This window comes from Streptomyces sp. IBSNAI002 (assembly GCF_052244475.1).
Lineage (GTDB): Bacteria > Actinomycetota > Actinomycetes > Streptomycetales > Streptomycetaceae > Streptomyces.
In genome coordinates this window covers 2,826,826-2,844,108 of record NZ_JBQPXG010000002.1, presented here as the reverse complement: position 1 = coordinate 2,844,108, position 17,283 = coordinate 2,826,826, and the positions used below count along the sequence as shown (strand labels likewise).

The 17,283-nt window shown below is 67.9% G+C and carries 17 protein-coding genes and 1 pseudogene; 8 read left to right on the top strand and 10 right to left on the bottom strand.

Going from position 1 to position 17,283, the window contains the following annotated elements:
- Positions 1-55: 55 nt before the first annotated feature.
- The 3 genes from ACTVZO_RS13780 to ACTVZO_RS13770 all read left to right on the top strand — a co-directional run bounded on the left by ACTVZO_RS13780 (position 56) and on the right by ACTVZO_RS13770 (position 4,231).
- On the top strand, positions 56-2,272 hold the full coding sequence (locus tag ACTVZO_RS13780) for an MMPL family transporter (protein ID WP_443298662.1): 2,217 nt from the start codon (positions 56-58) through the stop codon (positions 2,270-2,272).
- Between the two features lie 76 nt (positions 2,273-2,348).
- Positions 2,349-3,563, top strand: a complete 1,215-nt coding sequence (locus ACTVZO_RS13775) for a sensor histidine kinase (protein WP_443298661.1) — start codon at positions 2,349-2,351, stop codon at positions 3,561-3,563.
- Positions 3,560-4,231 carry a response regulator gene (locus tag ACTVZO_RS13770; RefSeq protein WP_443298660.1) on the top strand — a complete coding sequence of 224 codons (672 nt, stop codon included), beginning with the start codon at positions 3,560-3,562 and terminating at the stop codon, positions 4,229-4,231. Before ACTVZO_RS13775 ends, ACTVZO_RS13770 begins: the two co-directional genes overlap by 4 nt.
- Before the next feature lie 124 nt (positions 4,232-4,355).
- Here ACTVZO_RS13770 and ACTVZO_RS13765 read toward each other — a convergent pair whose 3' ends face one another.
- The gene (locus ACTVZO_RS13765; RefSeq protein WP_443298659.1) at positions 4,356-4,907 is read right to left on the bottom strand and encodes a TetR/AcrR family transcriptional regulator C-terminal ligand-binding domain-containing protein; all 552 of its coding nucleotides are present in this window, start codon (positions 4,905-4,907) and stop codon (positions 4,356-4,358) included.
- A 266-nt stretch (positions 4,908-5,173) separates the two neighbouring features.
- Here ACTVZO_RS13765 and ACTVZO_RS13760 point away from each other — a divergent pair, with 266 nt between their 5' ends.
- Positions 5,174-6,694 carry an MFS transporter gene (locus ACTVZO_RS13760; RefSeq protein WP_443298658.1) on the top strand — a complete coding sequence of 507 codons (1,521 nt, stop codon included), beginning with the start codon at positions 5,174-5,176 and terminating at the stop codon, positions 6,692-6,694.
- A 147-nt stretch (positions 6,695-6,841) separates the two neighbouring features.
- Here ACTVZO_RS13760 and ACTVZO_RS13755 read toward each other — a convergent pair whose 3' ends face one another.
- The 4 genes from ACTVZO_RS13755 to ACTVZO_RS13740 form a co-directional block, all read right to left on the bottom strand.
- On the bottom strand, positions 6,842-7,039 hold the full coding sequence (locus tag ACTVZO_RS13755) for a phage tail tube protein (protein WP_443298657.1): 198 nt from the start codon (positions 7,037-7,039) through the stop codon (positions 6,842-6,844).
- Positions 7,008-7,247 carry a phage tail tube protein gene (locus ACTVZO_RS13750; protein ID WP_443303162.1) on the bottom strand — a complete coding sequence of 80 codons (240 nt, stop codon included), beginning with the start codon at positions 7,245-7,247 and terminating at the stop codon, positions 7,008-7,010. The genes ACTVZO_RS13755 and ACTVZO_RS13750 overlap by 32 nt, the downstream gene beginning before the upstream one ends.
- 587 nt (positions 7,248-7,834) lie before the next feature.
- The gene (locus ACTVZO_RS13745) at positions 7,835-8,161 is read right to left on the bottom strand and encodes an STAS domain-containing protein (RefSeq protein ID WP_443298656.1); all 327 of its coding nucleotides are present in this window, start codon (positions 8,159-8,161) and stop codon (positions 7,835-7,837) included.
- A gap of 647 nt (positions 8,162-8,808) precedes the next feature.
- Entirely contained in the window at positions 8,809-9,552 is a 744-nt protein-coding gene (locus ACTVZO_RS13740) for a GntR family transcriptional regulator (protein ID WP_443298655.1), read from the bottom strand.
- A 210-nt stretch (positions 9,553-9,762) separates the two neighbouring features.
- Here ACTVZO_RS13740 and ACTVZO_RS13735 point away from each other — a divergent pair, with 210 nt between their 5' ends.
- The 3 genes from ACTVZO_RS13735 (at position 9,763) to ACTVZO_RS13725 (ending at position 12,280) form a co-directional block, all read left to right on the top strand.
- The gene (locus ACTVZO_RS13735; protein ID WP_443298654.1) at positions 9,763-10,059 is read left to right on the top strand and encodes a transposase family protein; all 297 of its coding nucleotides are present in this window, start codon (positions 9,763-9,765) and stop codon (positions 10,057-10,059) included.
- Positions 10,060-10,082: 23 nt separating this feature from the next.
- Positions 10,083-10,256: a hypothetical protein gene (locus ACTVZO_RS13730; RefSeq protein ID WP_443298653.1), complete on the top strand. Its 174-nt coding sequence runs from the start codon at positions 10,083-10,085 to the stop codon at positions 10,254-10,256.
- Positions 10,257-10,507: 251 nt separating this feature from the next.
- The gene (locus tag ACTVZO_RS13725) at positions 10,508-12,280 is read left to right on the top strand and encodes an oleate hydratase (protein WP_443298652.1); all 1,773 of its coding nucleotides are present in this window, start codon (positions 10,508-10,510) and stop codon (positions 12,278-12,280) included.
- Between the two features lie 310 nt (positions 12,281-12,590).
- Here ACTVZO_RS13725 and ACTVZO_RS13720 read toward each other — a convergent pair.
- The 4 genes and pseudogenes from ACTVZO_RS13720 to ACTVZO_RS13705 form a co-directional block, all read right to left on the bottom strand.
- Positions 12,591-13,742: pseudogene (locus ACTVZO_RS13720) on the bottom strand (dihydrofolate reductase family protein).
- Positions 13,743-13,753: 11 nt separating this feature from the next.
- Positions 13,754-14,038, bottom strand: coding sequence for a DUF2218 domain-containing protein (locus tag ACTVZO_RS13715; RefSeq protein WP_443298651.1), 285 nt, complete (start codon positions 14,036-14,038; stop codon positions 13,754-13,756).
- 73 nt (positions 14,039-14,111) lie between these two features.
- A complete protein-coding gene (locus ACTVZO_RS13710; protein ID WP_443298650.1) occupies positions 14,112-14,894 on the bottom strand; it encodes a DODA-type extradiol aromatic ring-opening family dioxygenase in 783 nt (260 codons plus the stop codon).
- A 62-nt stretch (positions 14,895-14,956) separates the two neighbouring features.
- A complete protein-coding gene (locus ACTVZO_RS13705) occupies positions 14,957-15,628 on the bottom strand; it encodes a GTP cyclohydrolase II (protein ID WP_443298649.1) in 672 nt (223 codons plus the stop codon).
- 107 nt (positions 15,629-15,735) lie between these two features.
- Between ACTVZO_RS13705 and ACTVZO_RS13700 the strand changes: the two genes are divergently transcribed.
- A complete protein-coding gene (locus ACTVZO_RS13700) occupies positions 15,736-16,197 on the top strand; it encodes a MarR family winged helix-turn-helix transcriptional regulator (RefSeq protein WP_443298648.1) in 462 nt (153 codons plus the stop codon).
- Positions 16,198-16,388: 191 nt separating this feature from the next.
- Here the strand turns inward: ACTVZO_RS13700 and ACTVZO_RS13695 are convergent, their stop codons facing one another.
- On the bottom strand, positions 16,389-17,240 hold the full coding sequence (locus ACTVZO_RS13695; RefSeq protein ID WP_443298647.1) for an MBL fold metallo-hydrolase: 852 nt from the start codon (positions 17,238-17,240) through the stop codon (positions 16,389-16,391).
- Positions 17,241-17,283: the final 43 nt, after the last annotated feature.

Genomic DNA, 17,283 nt, shown 5'->3' with positions numbered 1-17,283 from the left:
CGGGGCAGGCCCCCCGCTTCTGTGAGGGCCTCCTAGGACTGGAGCTCTTCTCCTCGTGGCCACACTCCTTTACCGCCTGGGCCGGCTGGCCTTCCAAAGGCGGCGGCTCGTCGCCCTCTTGTGGATAGGTCTGCTGGCCATTGCGGCGGTGGGCGCTGCACTGGCGCCCACGGCCCCCGACGACGGGTTCTCCGTGCCGGGCACGGAGGCGCAGCGTGCCTTCGATCTGATGGACGAACGGTTTCCGGGCGTCAAGGCGGACGGCGCCTCAGCCCGTCTGGTGTTCGCCGCTCCCGACGGCCAGCAGGTAACTGCCACCGCGTACAGGGCCGTGATCGACGAGGCCCTGGGTGACCTGAAGGCCGGAGCTCAGGTGACCTCGGTCACCGACCCCTTCGCGACGGGAGGCGTGAGCAAGGACGGCTCGACCGCGTACGCCACGGTCTCCTACGACGCGAAGGCGCACGATCTGACCCCGTCGACCACCGCGTCCCTGGGGGACGCGGCACAGGACGTCCGGGATGCGGGGCTTACGGCGGAGGTCGGCGGTACCGCTCTGAAGGAGTCACCCGAGACGAATCCGACGACCGAGCTGATCGGTGTCGCCGTGGCGGCCCTCGTTCTGGTGATCACGTTCGGGTCGCTGGTCGCCGCAGGGCTTCCGCTGCTGACCGCCCTGATCGGTGTGGGGCTGGGCGTGGCGTCGATCTCGGCGCTCAGCAGCATGCTGGGTCTGTCGGCGACGACCAACAAACTGGCGATGATGATCGGCCTTGCGGTAGGCATCGACTACGCCCTGTTCATCGTGTCGCGGTACCGCACCGAGCGCGCGGAAGGCCATGAAACACGGGAGGCGGCCGGCCGAGCGGTGGGGACCGCCGGTTCCGCGGTGGTCTTCGCGGGACTGACGGTCGTCATCGCCCTCGCCGGGCTGTCCGTCGTGGGAGTACCCATGCTGGGCAAGATGGGCCTGGCCGCGGCCGGCACCGTCATCGTCGCCGTCCTGATCGCGCTGACCCTCGTACCCGCCCTGCTCGGATTCGCCGGAGCCAAAGTGCTCCCGCGCGGCGCCGGCGGAGAGCGGCGGCCGGGGTCCATCACGCCGGCTGAGGGATACCGGGAGCGCGGCCTCGGCGTGCGCTGGGCCCGTTTCGTGCTGCGCCGGCCTGTCGCGGTACTGCTGTTCGGCGTGGTGGGGCTGGGCGTCGTAGCCGTGCCGGCGATGGACCTGAAGCTGGCGCTGCCGGGCGATGAGGCACAGCCGACCTCGACGACGCAGCGCCGGGCCTACGATCTGCTGTCCGACGGGTTCGGCCCCGGCTTCAACGGAACCCTGACGATCCTCGTCGATGCCAAGGGGGCTGACGACCCGAAGTCCGCCGCGCAGCGGGTGTCGAAGTCCGTCGCCGCGACGGAGGGGATTGTTGCTGTCTCGCCTGCCCAATTCAGCAAGGATGGCAGCACCGCGATGATCACTGCGGTGCCCGGCTCGGGTCCGAGTACGACCGCGACCAAGGACCTGGTGCATACCATCCGTGGTGAGGCCGCCGGACTGAAGGCCGAGACGGGTGCCACCGTCCTGGTGAGCGGCACCACGGCGATGAACATCGACGTCTCGCAGAAGCTCACGGACGCCCTGGTGCCCTACCTCGCGCTCGTGGTCGGTCTGGCCGTCCTGCTGCTGATGGTGGTGTTCCGGTCACTCCTGGTGCCAATCAAGGCGGCGCTCGGCTTCCTCCTCTCGGTGACGGCCGGTCTGGGCGTGATCGTCGCCGTCTTCCAGTGGGGGTGGCTCGCCGACCTCTTCGGGGTCGATCAGACCGGCCCGGTGATGTCGATGATGCCGATCTTCATGATCGGTGTGGTGTTCGGTCTCGCCATGGACTATGAGGTCTTCCTCGTCACCCGGATCCGGGAGGCGTATGTCCACGGGGAGCGCCCCGGCCAGGCGATTGTCAGCGGCTTCCGCCACAGCGCCAGGGTGGTGGCGGCTGCCGCGCTCATCATGGTGGCCGTCTTCGCCGGGTTCATCGGTATGCCCGAGCCCATGCTGAAGATGATGGGTGTCGGGCTGGCATCGGCCGTCGCGTTCGACGCGTTCGTAGTCCGCATGGCAATCGTCCCCGCAGTCCTGGCCCTGGTCGGCGACAAGGCGTGGTGGCTTCCCGCCCGGCTCGAGCGGTTCATTCCCCACGTGGACGTCGAGGGGGAAGGGCTCGGCAGGCAGTTTCCGCCCACCGAGTCCAAGCCGGCGGATCTCAGCCGCGTCTGAGAACCCCGCGGCCAGGCAAGGGAGAATTGCGGACAGACCGCAAAATGGCACAGCGTTTGCTTGAGGACAGAGGTACATGGGAACGACCGGATTCCCGCGACGCGGCAGCCGTACTCGCGAGCTGATGATGGGCGGCCTGGCGTCGGCCGCGCTGTTCGCGCCGTCCCTGCTGGGGTCCCTGCTCGGCGCGGACGGGTTCCGGGGGCCGTTGCGGCTCTCTGCGATCGTGATCGCGGCGGCGTCCTGTGCGGCGGTGCCGGCTCATCGTCGTCTGCCGCGCACGGTCACCGCCGTGACCGTGGTGTGCGGGGCGCTGTTCATCGTTCTCGGTTTCCGCCCGAATCCGTTCCTGCTCAGTCCCGCCATGGTGTCGCTCTGGCTGTACGCCGTGCGCACGGACCGGCGCACCTCCTGGCTGTCCAGCCTGTCCTCGGCCGCCCTCCTCACGGGGGCGGCCTTCGCCTTCAGCCCCGGCTCATGGCTGGAGCCGGGGAAGGTGGCGGTGCTGGCCTGGGCTCTGCTGCCCGGCGCGGTAGGTGACGCGGTCCGCTCCCGGCGAGGCTATCTGGCCGCGGTGGAGGAACGCGCGGAGCGCGCTGAGCGGACCCGCGAGGAGGAGGCCCGACGGCGCGTCGCCGAGGAGCGTGTGCGCATCGCCCGGGACCTGCACGACGTCGTCGCCCACCACATCGCCCTGGCCAACGCCCAGGCCGGCGTCGCGGTTCATCTGATGGCCCGGGACCCCGGGCAGGCCCGCGCCGTCTTGGAGCAGATCACCGAGACGACCGGTTCCGCCCTGCAGGAACTCAAGGCCACCGTCGGACTCCTGCGCCAGCCCGATGACCCGGCCGCCCCCCTGGAACCTGCCCCGGGAATCGCCCAGATTCCCGCTCTGGTCGAATCGTTCCAGCATGCCGGACTGGAGGTGACGGTCCGGCGGGAGGGCGAGGAACGCCCGCTGTCCGCGGGCGTGGACCTGACGGCCTACCGGATCGTGCAGGAGGCCCTGACCAACGTCATCAAGCATGCCGGCACCGGTGCCGCCTCCCTCACGCTCAGATACACCGGGAACCGGCTGGTGATCACCGTGGAAGACAGCGGGGTGGCCCGCGACCGGCAGCCGGACACCCCGTCCGGCTACGGGCTGATCGGCATGCGGGAGCGGGCGGCCGCCGTCGGAGGACGACTGAAAACAGACCGACGGCCTGAAGGCGGCTTCCGGGTGTCCACGGAACTCCCCCTGCACACCCATGCCATTGACCCCACCAGCGAGGGAGAAACCCCGACGTGACCATCCGTGTACTCCTCGCCGACGATCAAGCCCTCTTGCGCGGTACGTTCCGCCTGCTCATCGACTCCGCCGACGACATGGAAGTGGTCGCGGAGGCAGCCGACGGCCGCGAGGCAGTCGAACGGGCGGTGGCCACCCGACCCGACATCGTGGTGATGGACATCCGCATGCCAGGGATGGACGGCCTCGCGGCCACCGCCGCGATCTGCGCGAACGCGAACCTCTCCGATACCCGGGTGTTGATCCTCACCACCTTCGAGATCGACGAGTACGTGGCGCAGGCCTTGAAGGCCGGAGCGAGCGGGTTCGTAGGGAAAGGAATGAGCACCGAGGATCTCCTGACCGCGGTCCGCACCGTGGCGGCGGGCGATTCCCTGCTCTCTCCCCAGGCCACCCGCGCCCTCATCGCGCGGTTCCTCGCCCTTCCAGGGCCACCGCTGGAGCTTTCGGAAGAACCCTTGAAGGTGCTGACCGGCCGAGAACGGGAGGTAGCGGCCCTTGTCGGCGCGGGCCTCTCGAACGACGAGATCGCCCGGAGCATGCACGTCAGTCCCTTCACCGTCCGGACGCACGTACAAAGAGCCATGACCAAACTGCACGCGCGCGACCGGGCCCAGCTCGTCGTCATCGCGTTCCGGACCGGCTTGGTACGTCCCGATGGCAGGTGACCGCGCTGCCAGCACCAACGCCGTCGGCATTCCGGTACTGCAAGAAGTGTCCTGCCATCCGGCCTGGTCAGAGGCGATCGCCTGAGCCGAGCGTCGACTTGGCTCGCGCGCGACCGAGGACTGGTCAGCCGGCCCCGACGCCATCGTCCGGAGGGCGCTCGGTCGTGAGGGCGGGGAGGAGGACGAGGTCGACGTACTGGTGCAGGTAGTCCGCGTCCGGCTCCCGGCCTTCCACGGGGAAGCGGGCCATCATGGCGCCTACCAGGAGGTGCGGCACGAAGCGGGCGGCGGCACATTCGGCGGCGACTTCACCGCGCTGGACAGCCCGCCCGAGGATCTCGTTCAGCAGGGCGATCCGGGGTGCGGACATCGTTTCGCGCAGCGCGGCTGCGAGGTCCGGATCACGACGTGAGGCGTGGGCCATCGCCTGCATCAGCTCAGTGCCGTCTCCGGTGGCGCTGCCCATCTGGTCCGCAACTCCGTGGAGGTCGCCGTAGAGGGATCCGGTGTCCAGGTCGGTGCCTTCCATGGGCCTGGTGTGCCGGATAGCGGTGGCGACGAGGTGGGGTTTGCTGTTCCACCGCCGGTAGAGAGTGGCCTTGCTGGAGCGGACAGCCGCAGCCACGCCCTCCATGCTCAGGGCCTCGTACCCCACCTCAAGCACGAGATCGACCACCGCCCGATACAGCTCCTGTTCCCGTTCAGGAGAGAGACGGGAGCGGCGCGTCTTGCGTGGGGCGGCAGGCAGGGACATGAGGGACCTTCTTTAGCGACACGGGGCCGTTTCGCTAGACGGCCCATTGGAGGTACCATCTTATCGGAACGGCACCGTGTCGCTAAGCTGCTCCCGAAGCCTTCGTGGTCTGCCATGGCGGCCATTCCGCCGGATGCCGACCGGCCGCACAATCCTCTCCCTAGCCAATGCCATGAGGTGTACCCGACATGCCATTTCCCGACACGCATCCCGACGCCGGACGCTGGAAGGCGCTGCTGTTCATCTGTCTGGCCCAGCTGATGGTGGTCCTCGACGGAACGATCGTGAACATCGCCCTGCCGTCCGCCCAGACAGACCTCGGCTTCTCCGATGGCACACGGCAATGGGTCGTCACGGCGTACGCTCTGGCATTCGGCGGCCTGCTGCTCTTCGGCGGACGCATCGCCGACCTGTGGGGTCGCAAGCGGGCCTTCACCGTCGGCGTCATCGGTTTCGCCCTCGCCTCGGCGCTGGGTGGTATCGCCGTCAACACGGGCATGCTGCTCGGAGCGCGAGCCCTCCAGGGCGTCTTCGGCGCACTTCTCGCACCGGCGGCCCTGTCCCTGATCACGGTCATGTTCACCGACACCAAGGAACGTGCCAAGGCCTTCGGGATCTACGGGGCGATCGCCGGCGGCGGCGCAGCGGTCGGTCTCATACTCGGCGGAGTGCTCACCGAATACCTCAACTGGCGCTGGACGCTCCTGGTCAACATCTTCTTCGCTGTCATCGCGGCCATCGGCGCTGTCCTGGTAATCCGTGAACCCGTCGGCGACAACAACCACCGAGCCCGCCGCCTAGACGTCCCGGGCGTCCTCCTCGCCTCCTCCGGCCTCGTCTCCCTCGTATATGGCTTCACGCGCGCGGAGAGCGACGGCTGGGGCGCCCCCTGGACGATCGGCCTGTTCATCGCGTCCGCCATTCTCCTCGTCGCGTTCGTCGTGGTGGAGAACCGCACGAAGGAACCGCTGCTGCCCCTGCGGGTGGTGCTGGACCGCAATCGGGGTGGTGCCTACCTCTCGCTCGGCATCGCTGTCGTCGGCATGTTCGGGCTATTCCTCTTCCTGACCTTCTACCTTCAGGTGGTCCGCGGTTACAGCCCGGTGCTCTCCGGCCTCGCGTTCCTGCCAATGGTCGCCGGCATGATGATCGGATCCACCCAGATCGGCGCCCGTCTCACCACCCGCGTCGCACCGCGCAATCTGATGGCTCCCGGTTTCCTCGTCGCCGCCGTGGGGCTGGCCATCCTGTCCCAGATCAAGGTCGACAGTTCCTACGCGGCGATAGTGCTTCCAGGCATGCTCGTCATGGGCCTGGGGCTGGGCACCGCCTTCATGCCAGCGATGAACCTCGCCACGCTGGGTGTCCGTCCCGAGGACTCAGGCGTCGCCTCCGCCATGGTCAACACCTCGCAGCAGATCGGCGGGGCGATCGGTACCGCCTTGCTCAACACCCTTGCCACCAGTGCAACCGTGACCTACGCGGCAGCTCATGCCGGCACGGCCACAGACCCAGGCTCCGCCGGATTGCTGAAGATGCAGGCGATGGTTCACGGCTACTCCGTTGCGATCTGGTGGGCCGCCGGCATCCTCGTTCTGGCTTCTCTCGTGGCCTTCGTCCTCATCGACCACCGGCCCGGCGCGACTACTCCCACCACCGGGTCCACCGAGGCGCCCACCCAGGCCGGGGCACCGAACAGCATCAGATGACCCGGCCCCATCGCTAAGGTGACCGCAATCCTGCTCGCAGGCGTCTCCGCGGTGCGGGTGGACGACGGGGGGCCCGGCCGGGCCTGCGTCGAGCGCACGCCAACAAGAAATGGGGGCGCAGGGACACGTCAGGCCCGGCTTGGGAGCTCACGGGGCAGCAGGCAGCGCCGTGGGGGCGGCGGGCGGCACCACGACGTCCTGGAGCGGCTTCCCCGTGATCGAGAACGTGAACGTGAACCTGGCGGCCTGGTTGTCGACGGAGTGCTGCGGGGACCGGGAGCCGATCCGCACAGGGAAGACGTCCCTGGACCGACTACTGGGGATGTCGCCCTTGCGGAGGATCACAGCCCCAGCCGGTGGAGTCCTTCGTCAGGTGGCGCTCGATCTCGTCGCCGACTTGTGCTCGTAGAAGCCGAGGGACGTCCGCCTGATCAGTACCGGGGATCTTCGACTCGAACGTCGAGCCCAGGTCCGGGGTCTCGATTGCCTGGTTCGACAGCGACCAACCGTCGATCGCCGCGATGGCGTTCGTCGGGTCGGTGCTGGCGGTCAGTTTTAAGCCACAAGATGCGCGTGATGCCGCGCCGCGAATACTTCTGGATCTGCAAGGTCTGCTGTCCGATCCCGGGCGGCAGTCAAGCGTGACGGAGGCCCCGTCCCCCGACGAGTGCCGGGGAACCGGCCCACCTCGAGAAGGGGGGGCAGGCGTCCGCGCGTGGCCTCCGCGGTGAGGGAGCGAGCTGGGTGGCTCAGCAGAAGGAGGTTAGTCGAGACCACTTCCCGTAGATCAACAGTCGGCAACGAGTGGCTTCATAGGCGAAAGGAGAGATGGTTTCGGGTCGTGTCGACGCGTCCAGATCTGGCTGTGCGGAGGCCAAACAGGACTCGGCTGAGGTGACCGGCGACAGCAGTCCTGTGTGCGTGGGCGGTGGCAGGTCTGACACAGCTCGCTCGCATGTCTTCACCGCGCGCCTTGATGGCGCTCTCCGAAAACTCAACGAGCCCCAACAGCCTGGCCCTCCCGGCGCCAACGTGTGGTCTCCTCTCGGCTCGCCGGACGATTGGTCGGGCTGAGGGGGCCAAGCCCTGGCGGGCCGCCCCGCGCTCTCAGCCCTCGCGGAGAGTGACCATACGGGGCTGTCAGTGATTGGCCTGCTCGTTGGAGAAGGCGCCGTCGGTGGGGAAGAGCCGGGCAAGCCTGGCGACGCAGTCAGGTACCGAGCGGAGCCGGAGCTCGGCGCCCCCGGCCTTCGCAGTGCGGGCTGCGGCCAGCAGTGCGCCTAGCCCCGTGCAGTCACAGAACCGGAGCCCGGCCAGATCGACGGTGACCTGCTGATACGTGGCCATCGCCTGGGCGAGGGCAGCACGCAGCTCCGGGGCTGTGTCGACGTCCAGCTCCCCGGCCACACTCACCTCGCACGCATCCCGCCGCAAGGGGCGGACTGCGGCGCGAAACGTGTCATCCACCGGCGCTCCTCGGAGTACTGCCGCGCCTATGCTCCCAGAGAACGCTTCAGGTGATGCGATGTCCACCTGGGCGGCCGAGTACCTGGGGAAGGCCGGTGCCATTCGAGCGGGCATGCGGGAAGCACGGCACTTGTGGTGAAGGAGGCAAGCTCATGGCTCAGATCGTGATGGAAGCCTCATTCCTGCGACTTCAACCTTGGCGTGTGGAGGCGGCTGTTGGAGCCCTCGCGGTCCCCGGCGCTCTCGTCGTTGAACCAGTAGTCGCCGGCTGCCAGGTAGCAGCTCGACCGTGACAGCTTGCTTCCCGTCCTTGCGCGGCCGCAGGGTGTGCACGCCGGGGTGCCAGTCGTTGAAGTCGCCCACCACGCTGACCGTGCCGGGTGGGGTGTCGGCGGACGGGACGAAGGTGACCTCAGTGCGGTCCTTGCGCAGCGTGCGCTCCAGCATGAGAAGGGCTCCTGACAGCAGGTGGGGCGGTGAGGTCGCACCCATCCTCGGCACTGAGGGGACTGCCCGCCTTCCGACGCCGCCACACCAGGGACGGGCCTCACCCGTGTGCCTCGCTCCGCAGTTGAGATAGGCGGCCTGCGCCTCGCCGGCCGGAGCGACCTCACGGACAGACCCCATGTCTGGCTCCTGGGCTCCGGTCAGCGACGACAGGACGTGACCGCCGAGGTGCCGGCAAACTCGAACTCAAGCTCCTGCCAGCTTGGAGTGAAAGAGAGCACGGTGATGACATGGAGGCGTCCGTGCTGATCGCGTACCTGGCGGCGTACGTGCAGAAGGGCATGTCCCGGCCCGATGGTTGGCACGCCGGCACGTGAGAGCGTAATCGATTCACGCAGGTTGGGTTGCAGCCCGGCCCTGTCCATCCACAGATAGAACAGACGTAGATCGGCATCGTTGGGGCGTAGCCTGGCCCGATAGCGCGAGAGCTCAGGAATCTGCGAGACGGCCACCGGGGTGAAGTAGCTGACGGCGTCCTGGACAAACTCTCCGTCAGGACCGACAGTCCGATGACAGTGAACCAGTGTCGGCTCGCCCGGGCGCAGCCCGAGAGACCGTGACAGCTCGGGTGGAACTGTGACATGGGACAGCCGGGACCGCGTACGGGACCCGAAGACGCCCTCCGCACTCCCAGGGAACTGCAAGGGCAGTGCCTGCTCCGGCCCCGCCGGAGGCATGGCCATCGCGGCGGCGAAAGTCCCCCGCTTCGCGGTCACTACGAGCCCCTCCTCTCTGAGCTTCTGCAGGGCGCTGCGCACGGTCTGGCGGTTCACGGCAAACCGCTGAGCCAGGGACCGCTCGGAAGGAAGGCGAACACCCGGAGCCGGCTGCCCGTCCTGGATCTCCCGCCTGAGCTCTAATGCGATGCAGAGGTAACGGGGCATGACAGAACCTCTCGTCAGGCGCGGACGCAGATACGGGCACCACCGTAGGCTGGTCTATACCTCCGAGGAGCAACCGAATCTGAAATTGGCTGAAAATGATGCCACCCAGACTGTTCGGAAACTTTACAATCCGCACGGCTGGGGTTATGACCTCGGGGGAAATGGTGATCGTCCGGGTCGGGCTGTGGCATGAGAGGACCGCACGGGTGGGTGACCCGCGCACATTTCGGCGAGTTGGCCGCCGAGCTCGCCGGACCGTGGGAAGCAGCCCGGCAGTCCACGCTGCGGGCAGCACGCGGCGGAGAGCGCAAGCGGGTGAAACGGGTCGGCCGCAAGCCGACGCTGGGCTTCTTCGACCGGCTGCTCGTCACCCTGATCCACCTGCGACACCAGCTGCCGCACGAGGTCCTCGCCGAGCTCTTCGAGTTGGATCGCTTCACCGTCTCCGAGGCGATCCGGCAGCTGAAGCTTCCCCTTGATCGTGGACGCCTGGAGACTGGGACGTGAGAGCCCAGAGGAAGCAGTGCCAGGTGGGAAGCGAGTACACGAAGCGATACTCGGACGAGTACAAGTGGGACGCGGTCGAGCTCGTGCGGTCGTCGGGCCACCTGCCCGAAGTACGCGTCCGCGTCGGCAGGCTCCATCGGTTGACCGGCCGGGTCATCGAGTGCCCGATTGAGCGGTCGGCCTTCTCCTTGGCCTGAACACCTACGTCCCAACGGGTCATCCGCGACTTCCCGTGCAGGCCCCGCCGCAGCGGCGACGGGGCCGGCAGCACGGGCCTGCGGCGAACGGGTGACTTGCCCGCCCGACCCGAAGTCCACCCGTTCGGCCTCGACAGTATGCGGGGTGTACGGCGCGGGGGGTGAATGAATGCTCCCGGCGCCCGGTGCGGTCGAGCCCGACCCGCGCCTGGGGGTGGGTAGAGCGAGCACCTGATGAGCGAGGAGTAGGCGTGTACTACAGCAGTGGGAACTACGAGGCGTTCGCACGGCCTCGCAAGCCTGATGGAGCCGACCGTAAGCGGGTCTGGTTCGTCGGGTCCGGGCTGGCCTCGCTGGCCGGTGCGGCCTTCCTCGTACGGGATGGACAGGTCCCTGGAGAGCACATCACGGTCCTGGAACGCCTGGCGCTGGCGGGAGGGGCTCTGGACGGCATCAAGGAACCCGAGAAGGGCTTCGTCATCCGGGGAGGCCGTGAGCTCGAGAACCACATGGAATGCATGTGGGACCTGTTCCGCTCGGTGCCGTCCCTGGAGATCGACGGGGCGTCGGTCCTCGACGAGTTCTACTGGCTCAACAAGGACGACCCGAACCTCTCGCTGCAGCGCGTCACTGAACGCCAGGGCCTGGACGCCGGGACCAAGGGCCTGTTCACCCTGAGCGACCGCGCCCAGAAGGACCTGGTCAAGGTCTTCCTCGCGTCCCGCGAGGAACTGGAGGGCAAGCGCATTAATGAGGTCTTCGGCCGGGAGTTCCTCGACAGCAACTTCTGGCTGTACTGGCGCACCATGTTCGCATTCGAGGAATGGCACAGCGCGTTGGAGATGAAGCTGTACGTGCACCGGTTCGTCCACCACGTCGGCGGTCTGCCGGACCTGTCCGCGCTGAAGTTCACCAAGTACAACCAGTACGAGTCGATGGTCCTGCCATTGACGCGCTGGCTCGTCGACCAGGGCGTGACCTTTCGCTTCGGCATTGAAGTCACGGACATCGACTTCGAGATCACGCCCGGGCGAAAACTGGCGACCCGCATCCACTGGATCACAGATGGGCAGGAAGGCGGCGTCGACCTGGGCGAGGACGACCTGGTCTGCACGACGATCGGCTCGCTCACCGAAAACTCCAACAATGGGGACCATCACACACCCGCGCGACTGAACGAAGGACCCGCTCCGGCCTGGGAACTGTGGCGCCGAATTGCCGCGAAGGACGCGTCCTTCGGACGGCCTGAGGTGTTCTGCGGGAACATCGCGGAGAGCAAATGGGAGTCGGCGACGGTCACGACCCTCGACCCCCGCATCCCCCGCCACATCCAGAGGATCGCCAAGCGGGACCCGTTCGCCGGGAAGGTTGTCACCGGCGGCATCGTCACCGCCAGGGACTCCGGCTGGCTGCTGAGCTGGACCGTCAACCGGCAACCACACTTCAAGCAGCAGCCCCCCGGCCAAATCGTCGTCTGGGTCTACTCCCTCTTCGTCGACCGGCCCGGCGACTATGTACGCAAGCCGATGCAGGAGTGCACTGGCGAGGAGATCACTCAGGAGTGGCTCTACCACCTCGGAGTCCCGGTGGAGGAGATCCCCGAGCTCGCCGCGACGGGTGCCCGGTGCGTCCCGGTGATGATGCCCTACGTCACGTCCTTCTTCATGCCGCGCCGGGCGGGCGACCGGCCGGCCGTGGTGCCGGAAGGGGCCGTCAACTTCGCGTTCATTGGCCAGTTCGCCGAAACGACCCGAGACACGATCTTCACCACCGAGTACTCCGTACGTACCGGTATGGAAGCGGCCTACCAACTCCTCGCTGTCGAACGCGGCGTACCCGAAGTATTCGGCTCCACCTACGACGTACGCGTCCTCCTGGACGCCGCCAGCCACCTGCGCGACAGAGCCGAACTAGCCATTCCAGGACCTGACTTCGTACGCAAGCATCTGCTGCACCGGCTGGAATCAACGGAAATCGGAGCCCTGCTCGAGGCATACGGCCTGCTCAAGGAAGACCAGCCGTAGTACCCCGGCGCCCTTGCACCCCGCGGCGCGTGGCCGTGAGGGCCTCGCGCTTTTCGGACAGGCGTCGGACGTTGACTTCACGCGGCGATTCGCAACTTCTGATGCTCGGCGTGGGCTTCGCGTGGCGGGGGTTTGTCAGGGCGGGTTGGAGGTGGCTGGTTCGCGTGTTCGTCGGGTGGAGGCTGCCGCGGCCCGGGCCGCGGCTCGTCGTGCTGGACGCATGGGTGTGATCGCTGCCGCGGCTGGGGGACGTGTGGGGGAGCCGTGATCCGCGGCGGCGGCAGGGCGTTGATCACCGCGGCGGGTCTTGCTACCCGGAGAGAGGGAGGTGACTGTTGACGGCGCGTGCGGCTTCGGCCAGTTCGGGGATCTCCACCAGAGTGAGGCCGGCGGCGGCCAGAGTTTCGATGCCCTGGCAGTTGTTGACGAACAGTGGGGGTTCGCGCCAGGCGATCACGGTGCGGGTTAGGCCCGACCGGAGGATGTGCTGGGTGCAGGACAGTGGGCGCGATGCGCGCCTGCTGCACGGTTCCAGGGTGGTGTAGATCGTGGCGCCCGGCAGTCGTTCGCTGTCGGTGAGCTGGGTGAGAGCGGCCCTCCTCCGCGTGGACGTGCGGGTCGTCGCCCTGGCGTGAGAATCCGCGGGCGACAGCGTCGCCGTGCTTGTCGACGATGATCGCGCCGACGCTGAAGGCGCCCTGGGCCGGTGGGCAGCGGCGGGAAAGGTCGATGGCCTCGAGCATCCACCGGTAGTCGATGTCTGTCCATGGGCGTGGGGTCATCGGGTGCCTTCCTCCTTCGGCAGGTACCGCAGGAGCGCCATGTCGCCGATGGCCTGGGCTTGCGCCAGGGCCATGAGGCGGGCCGGGCCTGCGGGGTGGGCGGCGGGGCCGAGGAATCGTGGTGCTCGAGGGTCGGCGACGAGCACGGGGGCGATGGCGAGCTGGATCTCGTCGACCAGGCCTTGGCCGAGGAAGGTGGTGTGGAAGCGGCTGCCTCCTTCGACCATGAGTCGGCGGACGCCGCGTTCCCCCAGGTCGTCCAGGAGCGCGCCGAAGTCGACGGTGGGGCCGAGGGAGACGACGTCGGCAAGCCCGTCGAGGCGCTGCTGCAGCTCCTTGGCTCCGGTATCGGTCGTGTAGGCGATCTTCGTCCCGCCGTAGTGCCAGAACCGTGCCTGTGGGTCGAGGTCACCGCTTTCCGAGATGGTGACCTTCAGGGGGTGTTCGTTGCGGCCTCGGGCAAGCCGGTCGCTCCTGCGGTGCTCGCTGTTCACCAGGAGCCGGGGGTTGTCGGCCCGGATGGTGCCGGCGCCGACGAGGATGGCGTCGGATTCGGCCCGGATCTGGTCGATACGGTCGAAGTCCTGTGCGTTGCTCAGCAGGAGACGCTCGGGGGTGGCGTCGTCGATGTACCCGTCGAGCGACATGGCGACGCTCAGCAGGACGTACGGGCGCGGCAGGCCGGGTGTGTTCACTGGCTCTGCCAGGTGACGGTGAGTTCGTTGCGCCGGCCGAAGCGTTCGAGGTGGCGGCCCAGGACGTCCTGTACTCGTTCCAGGGCGTGGGGATCCTCCGCGGTGGCGCTCAGGAGGAGCTGCCCGGGCTGCGGGACGAGGAAGCCGTGGCCGAGGGGGAAGTCCAGTCGGATCGTGCCCGGGAGAGTCTCGACGGGGATCTTGCGGCCGAGGTGGGAGGCCAGCTTCTTGGCGTATCGTGCGGCCTGGTCGGTGGCGACCTGGGCGAGGGATGAGGGCATCGCGAACTCCTGGTGGGGGGAGATCACCGCAAGTGCTGCGGTGTCCCGTGGTGCGGGGCCGGAGCCCTGGGTCTCAGCCGTACTGAACGGATCGCTTGGACAGGCCCATCCAGGTGCCGTCGATGATCTGGCGTCGGGAGCCCAGCTGCTCTTCTGCGGTGCCGAGGGTGACGGCGAGTGGGACGAAATGCTCTTCGCGCGGGTGGGTGAACTTGGCGCCGGGGGCCTTGTTGCGGAAGTCGAGTAGGGCGTCCACGTCGCCGGCGTCGATGGCCCGCCTGCCCCAGTCGTCGAATTCGGCCATCACGGCGTGGGCCTTGTTCTCGGGGTTCAGGGCGCGCAGGTTGTGGGTGAAGGACCCGCTGCTGATGATCAGGTAGCCCTCGTCGCGCAGCGGGGCGAGCCTGCGGCCTATTTCCATCAGCTTGGTGGTGTCCAGGGTCGGCATGGAGATCTGGAGCACCGGCACGTCCGCGTCGGGGTACATCGGCATCAGCGGGATGTACGCGCCGTGGTCCAGGCCGCGCTCGGGCAGGTCCTCGACGGGCATGCCCGGTGCGCGCAGCAGCTTGCGTACGCGTTCGGCCAGCTCGGGGGCGCCGGGTGCGGGGTACTGGAGGCGGTAGTAGGGCTCGGGGAAGCCCCAGAAGTCGTAGATCAGCGGGACGGTGGTGGTGGCGCCGAGCGCGAGCGGGGCCTCTTCCCAGTGCGCGGAGATCATGAGGACGGCCTTGGGGCTCGGCAGCTCGGCGGACCAGGCCGCCAACTGGCCTGGCCAGTGGGCGTCCTCCAGGAGGGTGGGGCCGCCGTGGCTCAGATAGAGGCTCGGCATACGGTCGGGCGCCTGGATGGTCATGGACATCCTCCTTCTTGTGTGTGGGGCGGGTGCGGGCGGAGCGGGCGCAGGTGCCGGCGGGCTCAGGCGCCGCAGGTGGCCGGCGTGGCCTGGGCCGGAATGTGGGGCAAGTCGATGGTGTGGCCGGTGTGCGTGGCTTTCGCGTTCAGGTAGCGCAGGTTGTCCTCGGTGGCGTGGACGCCGGTGCGGACGCGGCTCGCCACGTGGACGCCGAGGGCGGTCAACTGTTCGGCCTTGTCGGGGTTGTTGGAGAGCAAGTCCAGCGACCGTGCGCCGAGGGCGATGAGCATCTGGGCGGCGGCGGTGTAGTCGCGGGCGTCTTCGGGCAGGCCAAGGGCGGTGTTCGCCTCGTAGGTGTCCAGGCCCTGGTCCTGGAGGGCGTAGGCGTCGAGCTTGTTGTACAAGCCGATGCCGCGTCCTTCCTGGCGCAGGTAGAGGAGATATCCGCCGGCCGCGGCGATGCGTTCGACGGACTCGCGCAGCTGGGGGCCGCAGTCGCAGCGGGCGGAGCCGAACACGTCCCCGGTCAGGCACTCGGAATGCAGCCGCACCAGGGGCGTACTGCCCGGTTTGGGGGCCCCGAGGGCGAGAGCGAGGTGTTCCCGGCCGTCGACCAGACCGTGGAATGTCGTCATCTCGGCGGCGACGGCATAGCCGTCGCCGAAGCTCAGGGGCACGGTGACCCGGGTGCGTATCTCGGCGCGGGGCACTTCGATGGCGGGGATCTTGTTCATAGGGGCGGCTCCGCTCGGATTCAGCAGACAGGGGTAGTTCAAATCTGAACGATGTCCCACCGTAGTCGATAGTTCGAATTTGAACAACTGCTTGTATGGTGGACATCATGGTGGACGCAATGTGGTTGAACGAGGACGAGATTCGGGCCTGGAAGGGCTTCCTCGCCGCGGGTGCTCTGGTGAACCGGCGGGTCGATCAGCAGCTCAGGGACGAGGCAGGGCTGTCCCACGCCCAGTTCGAGGTCCTGGTCCGGCTGGCCGAAACAGAGGGCGGCGAGATGCGCATGACAGAGCTCGCTGCCGCCCTGTACACGGTCAAGAGCGGGCTGACCTACCAGATCACCCAGATGGAGAACGCCGGCCTGGTGCACCGGCGCACCTGCGGCAGCGACAACCGTGGCGTCTACGCCGTTCTCACCAGCGCCGGCCGCGCCCGCCTGGCACACGCCGCCCCCGGACACCTCGCCGAGGTCCGGGCCGTACTGATCGACGTCCTGAGCCCGCAGCAGCTCGCCCACTTCGCCGACGGGCTGGGCGAAGTCGCCCGCCGCCTCGCAAACGAAAGATGACAACGGATTGACACCCGATGCACTCGGGTGTCACGGCTGCCCCGCGTCATCGGCTGGAGGCCCGCCTCTCGCATGCATCACCCTGCGCCATCCCCGCGGAGTGTCTGCCCATGCGGGGGCATCGTGGGCAGACACTCGCGCTGGAGCGGATCGGTGGGGCCGGTGCGTCGAGTCCCGGCCGCCTGGGCCGGTCAGGGGTTGATGACGCCGTAGAGCATGAGGGAGGAGAAGTCGACCCACGCGCCGCCGTAGTAGGACGGGTATGCGTCCTTGACGCGGTCGGCGTACTCCTCCGGGGTTTTCGACGACCGGTGCGCCGCGATCGCGCTGCGCAGGTAGGAGATGAGGTCGTCCAGAACATCGAAGTCGGTGGCCGGCCCGTGGCCCACCAGGATGGTGGTGTACCCCTGCTCGCGCAGCGGCTTGAAGTCCTCAAGGTGAGCGATCCAGGCGTCGAAACCGCCCTCCGCGGTGAACATGTGCGTGTTCGGGGCCGCCACCATGTCGAAAGCCATCAACACATGCTGCTCAGGCATCTTGACCACGGTGCCCCAATGCGCCTCGCCCTCGCGTACCTTCTCGAAGACGAAGGTCACGCCGCCGATCTCGGTGGCGCCCTCGGCGAGGTCGTGCGTGGGCAGGGTCGGGGTCTTGGCGAGACGGCCGCCGAAGACCTGGTTGCGTGTGTCCAGCATGGTCTGCCCGTTGGTCTCGATGTACGAGGTCACTTCGCGGAAGGCGTAGATCGGTGCGTCGGGGAAGTGCTCGTGCAGCACGCCCAGGCCGGACCAGTGGTCGGGGTGGATGTGCGACAGCACGATGCGCTCGACCGGCCGGCCCAGGGACCCGGCGTAGTCGGCGAACTCGGCGGAGTACTCGATGAACAGCCCGGAATCGAAGATCACCAGGCCCGCCGGGGTCTCCACGATCTGCGTGGTGACGAGCACGCTGTCCTCGGGTGCGGTGTACGTGTGGATCGTGATGCCGTCGTAGACCTGAGTGGTCATCTTTCCGGCCATCGAGGACTGCATGGACTGGGTCATGGTGTTCTCCCTCTTGGTGGGTTGGTGGGTTGGTGGGGTGCGG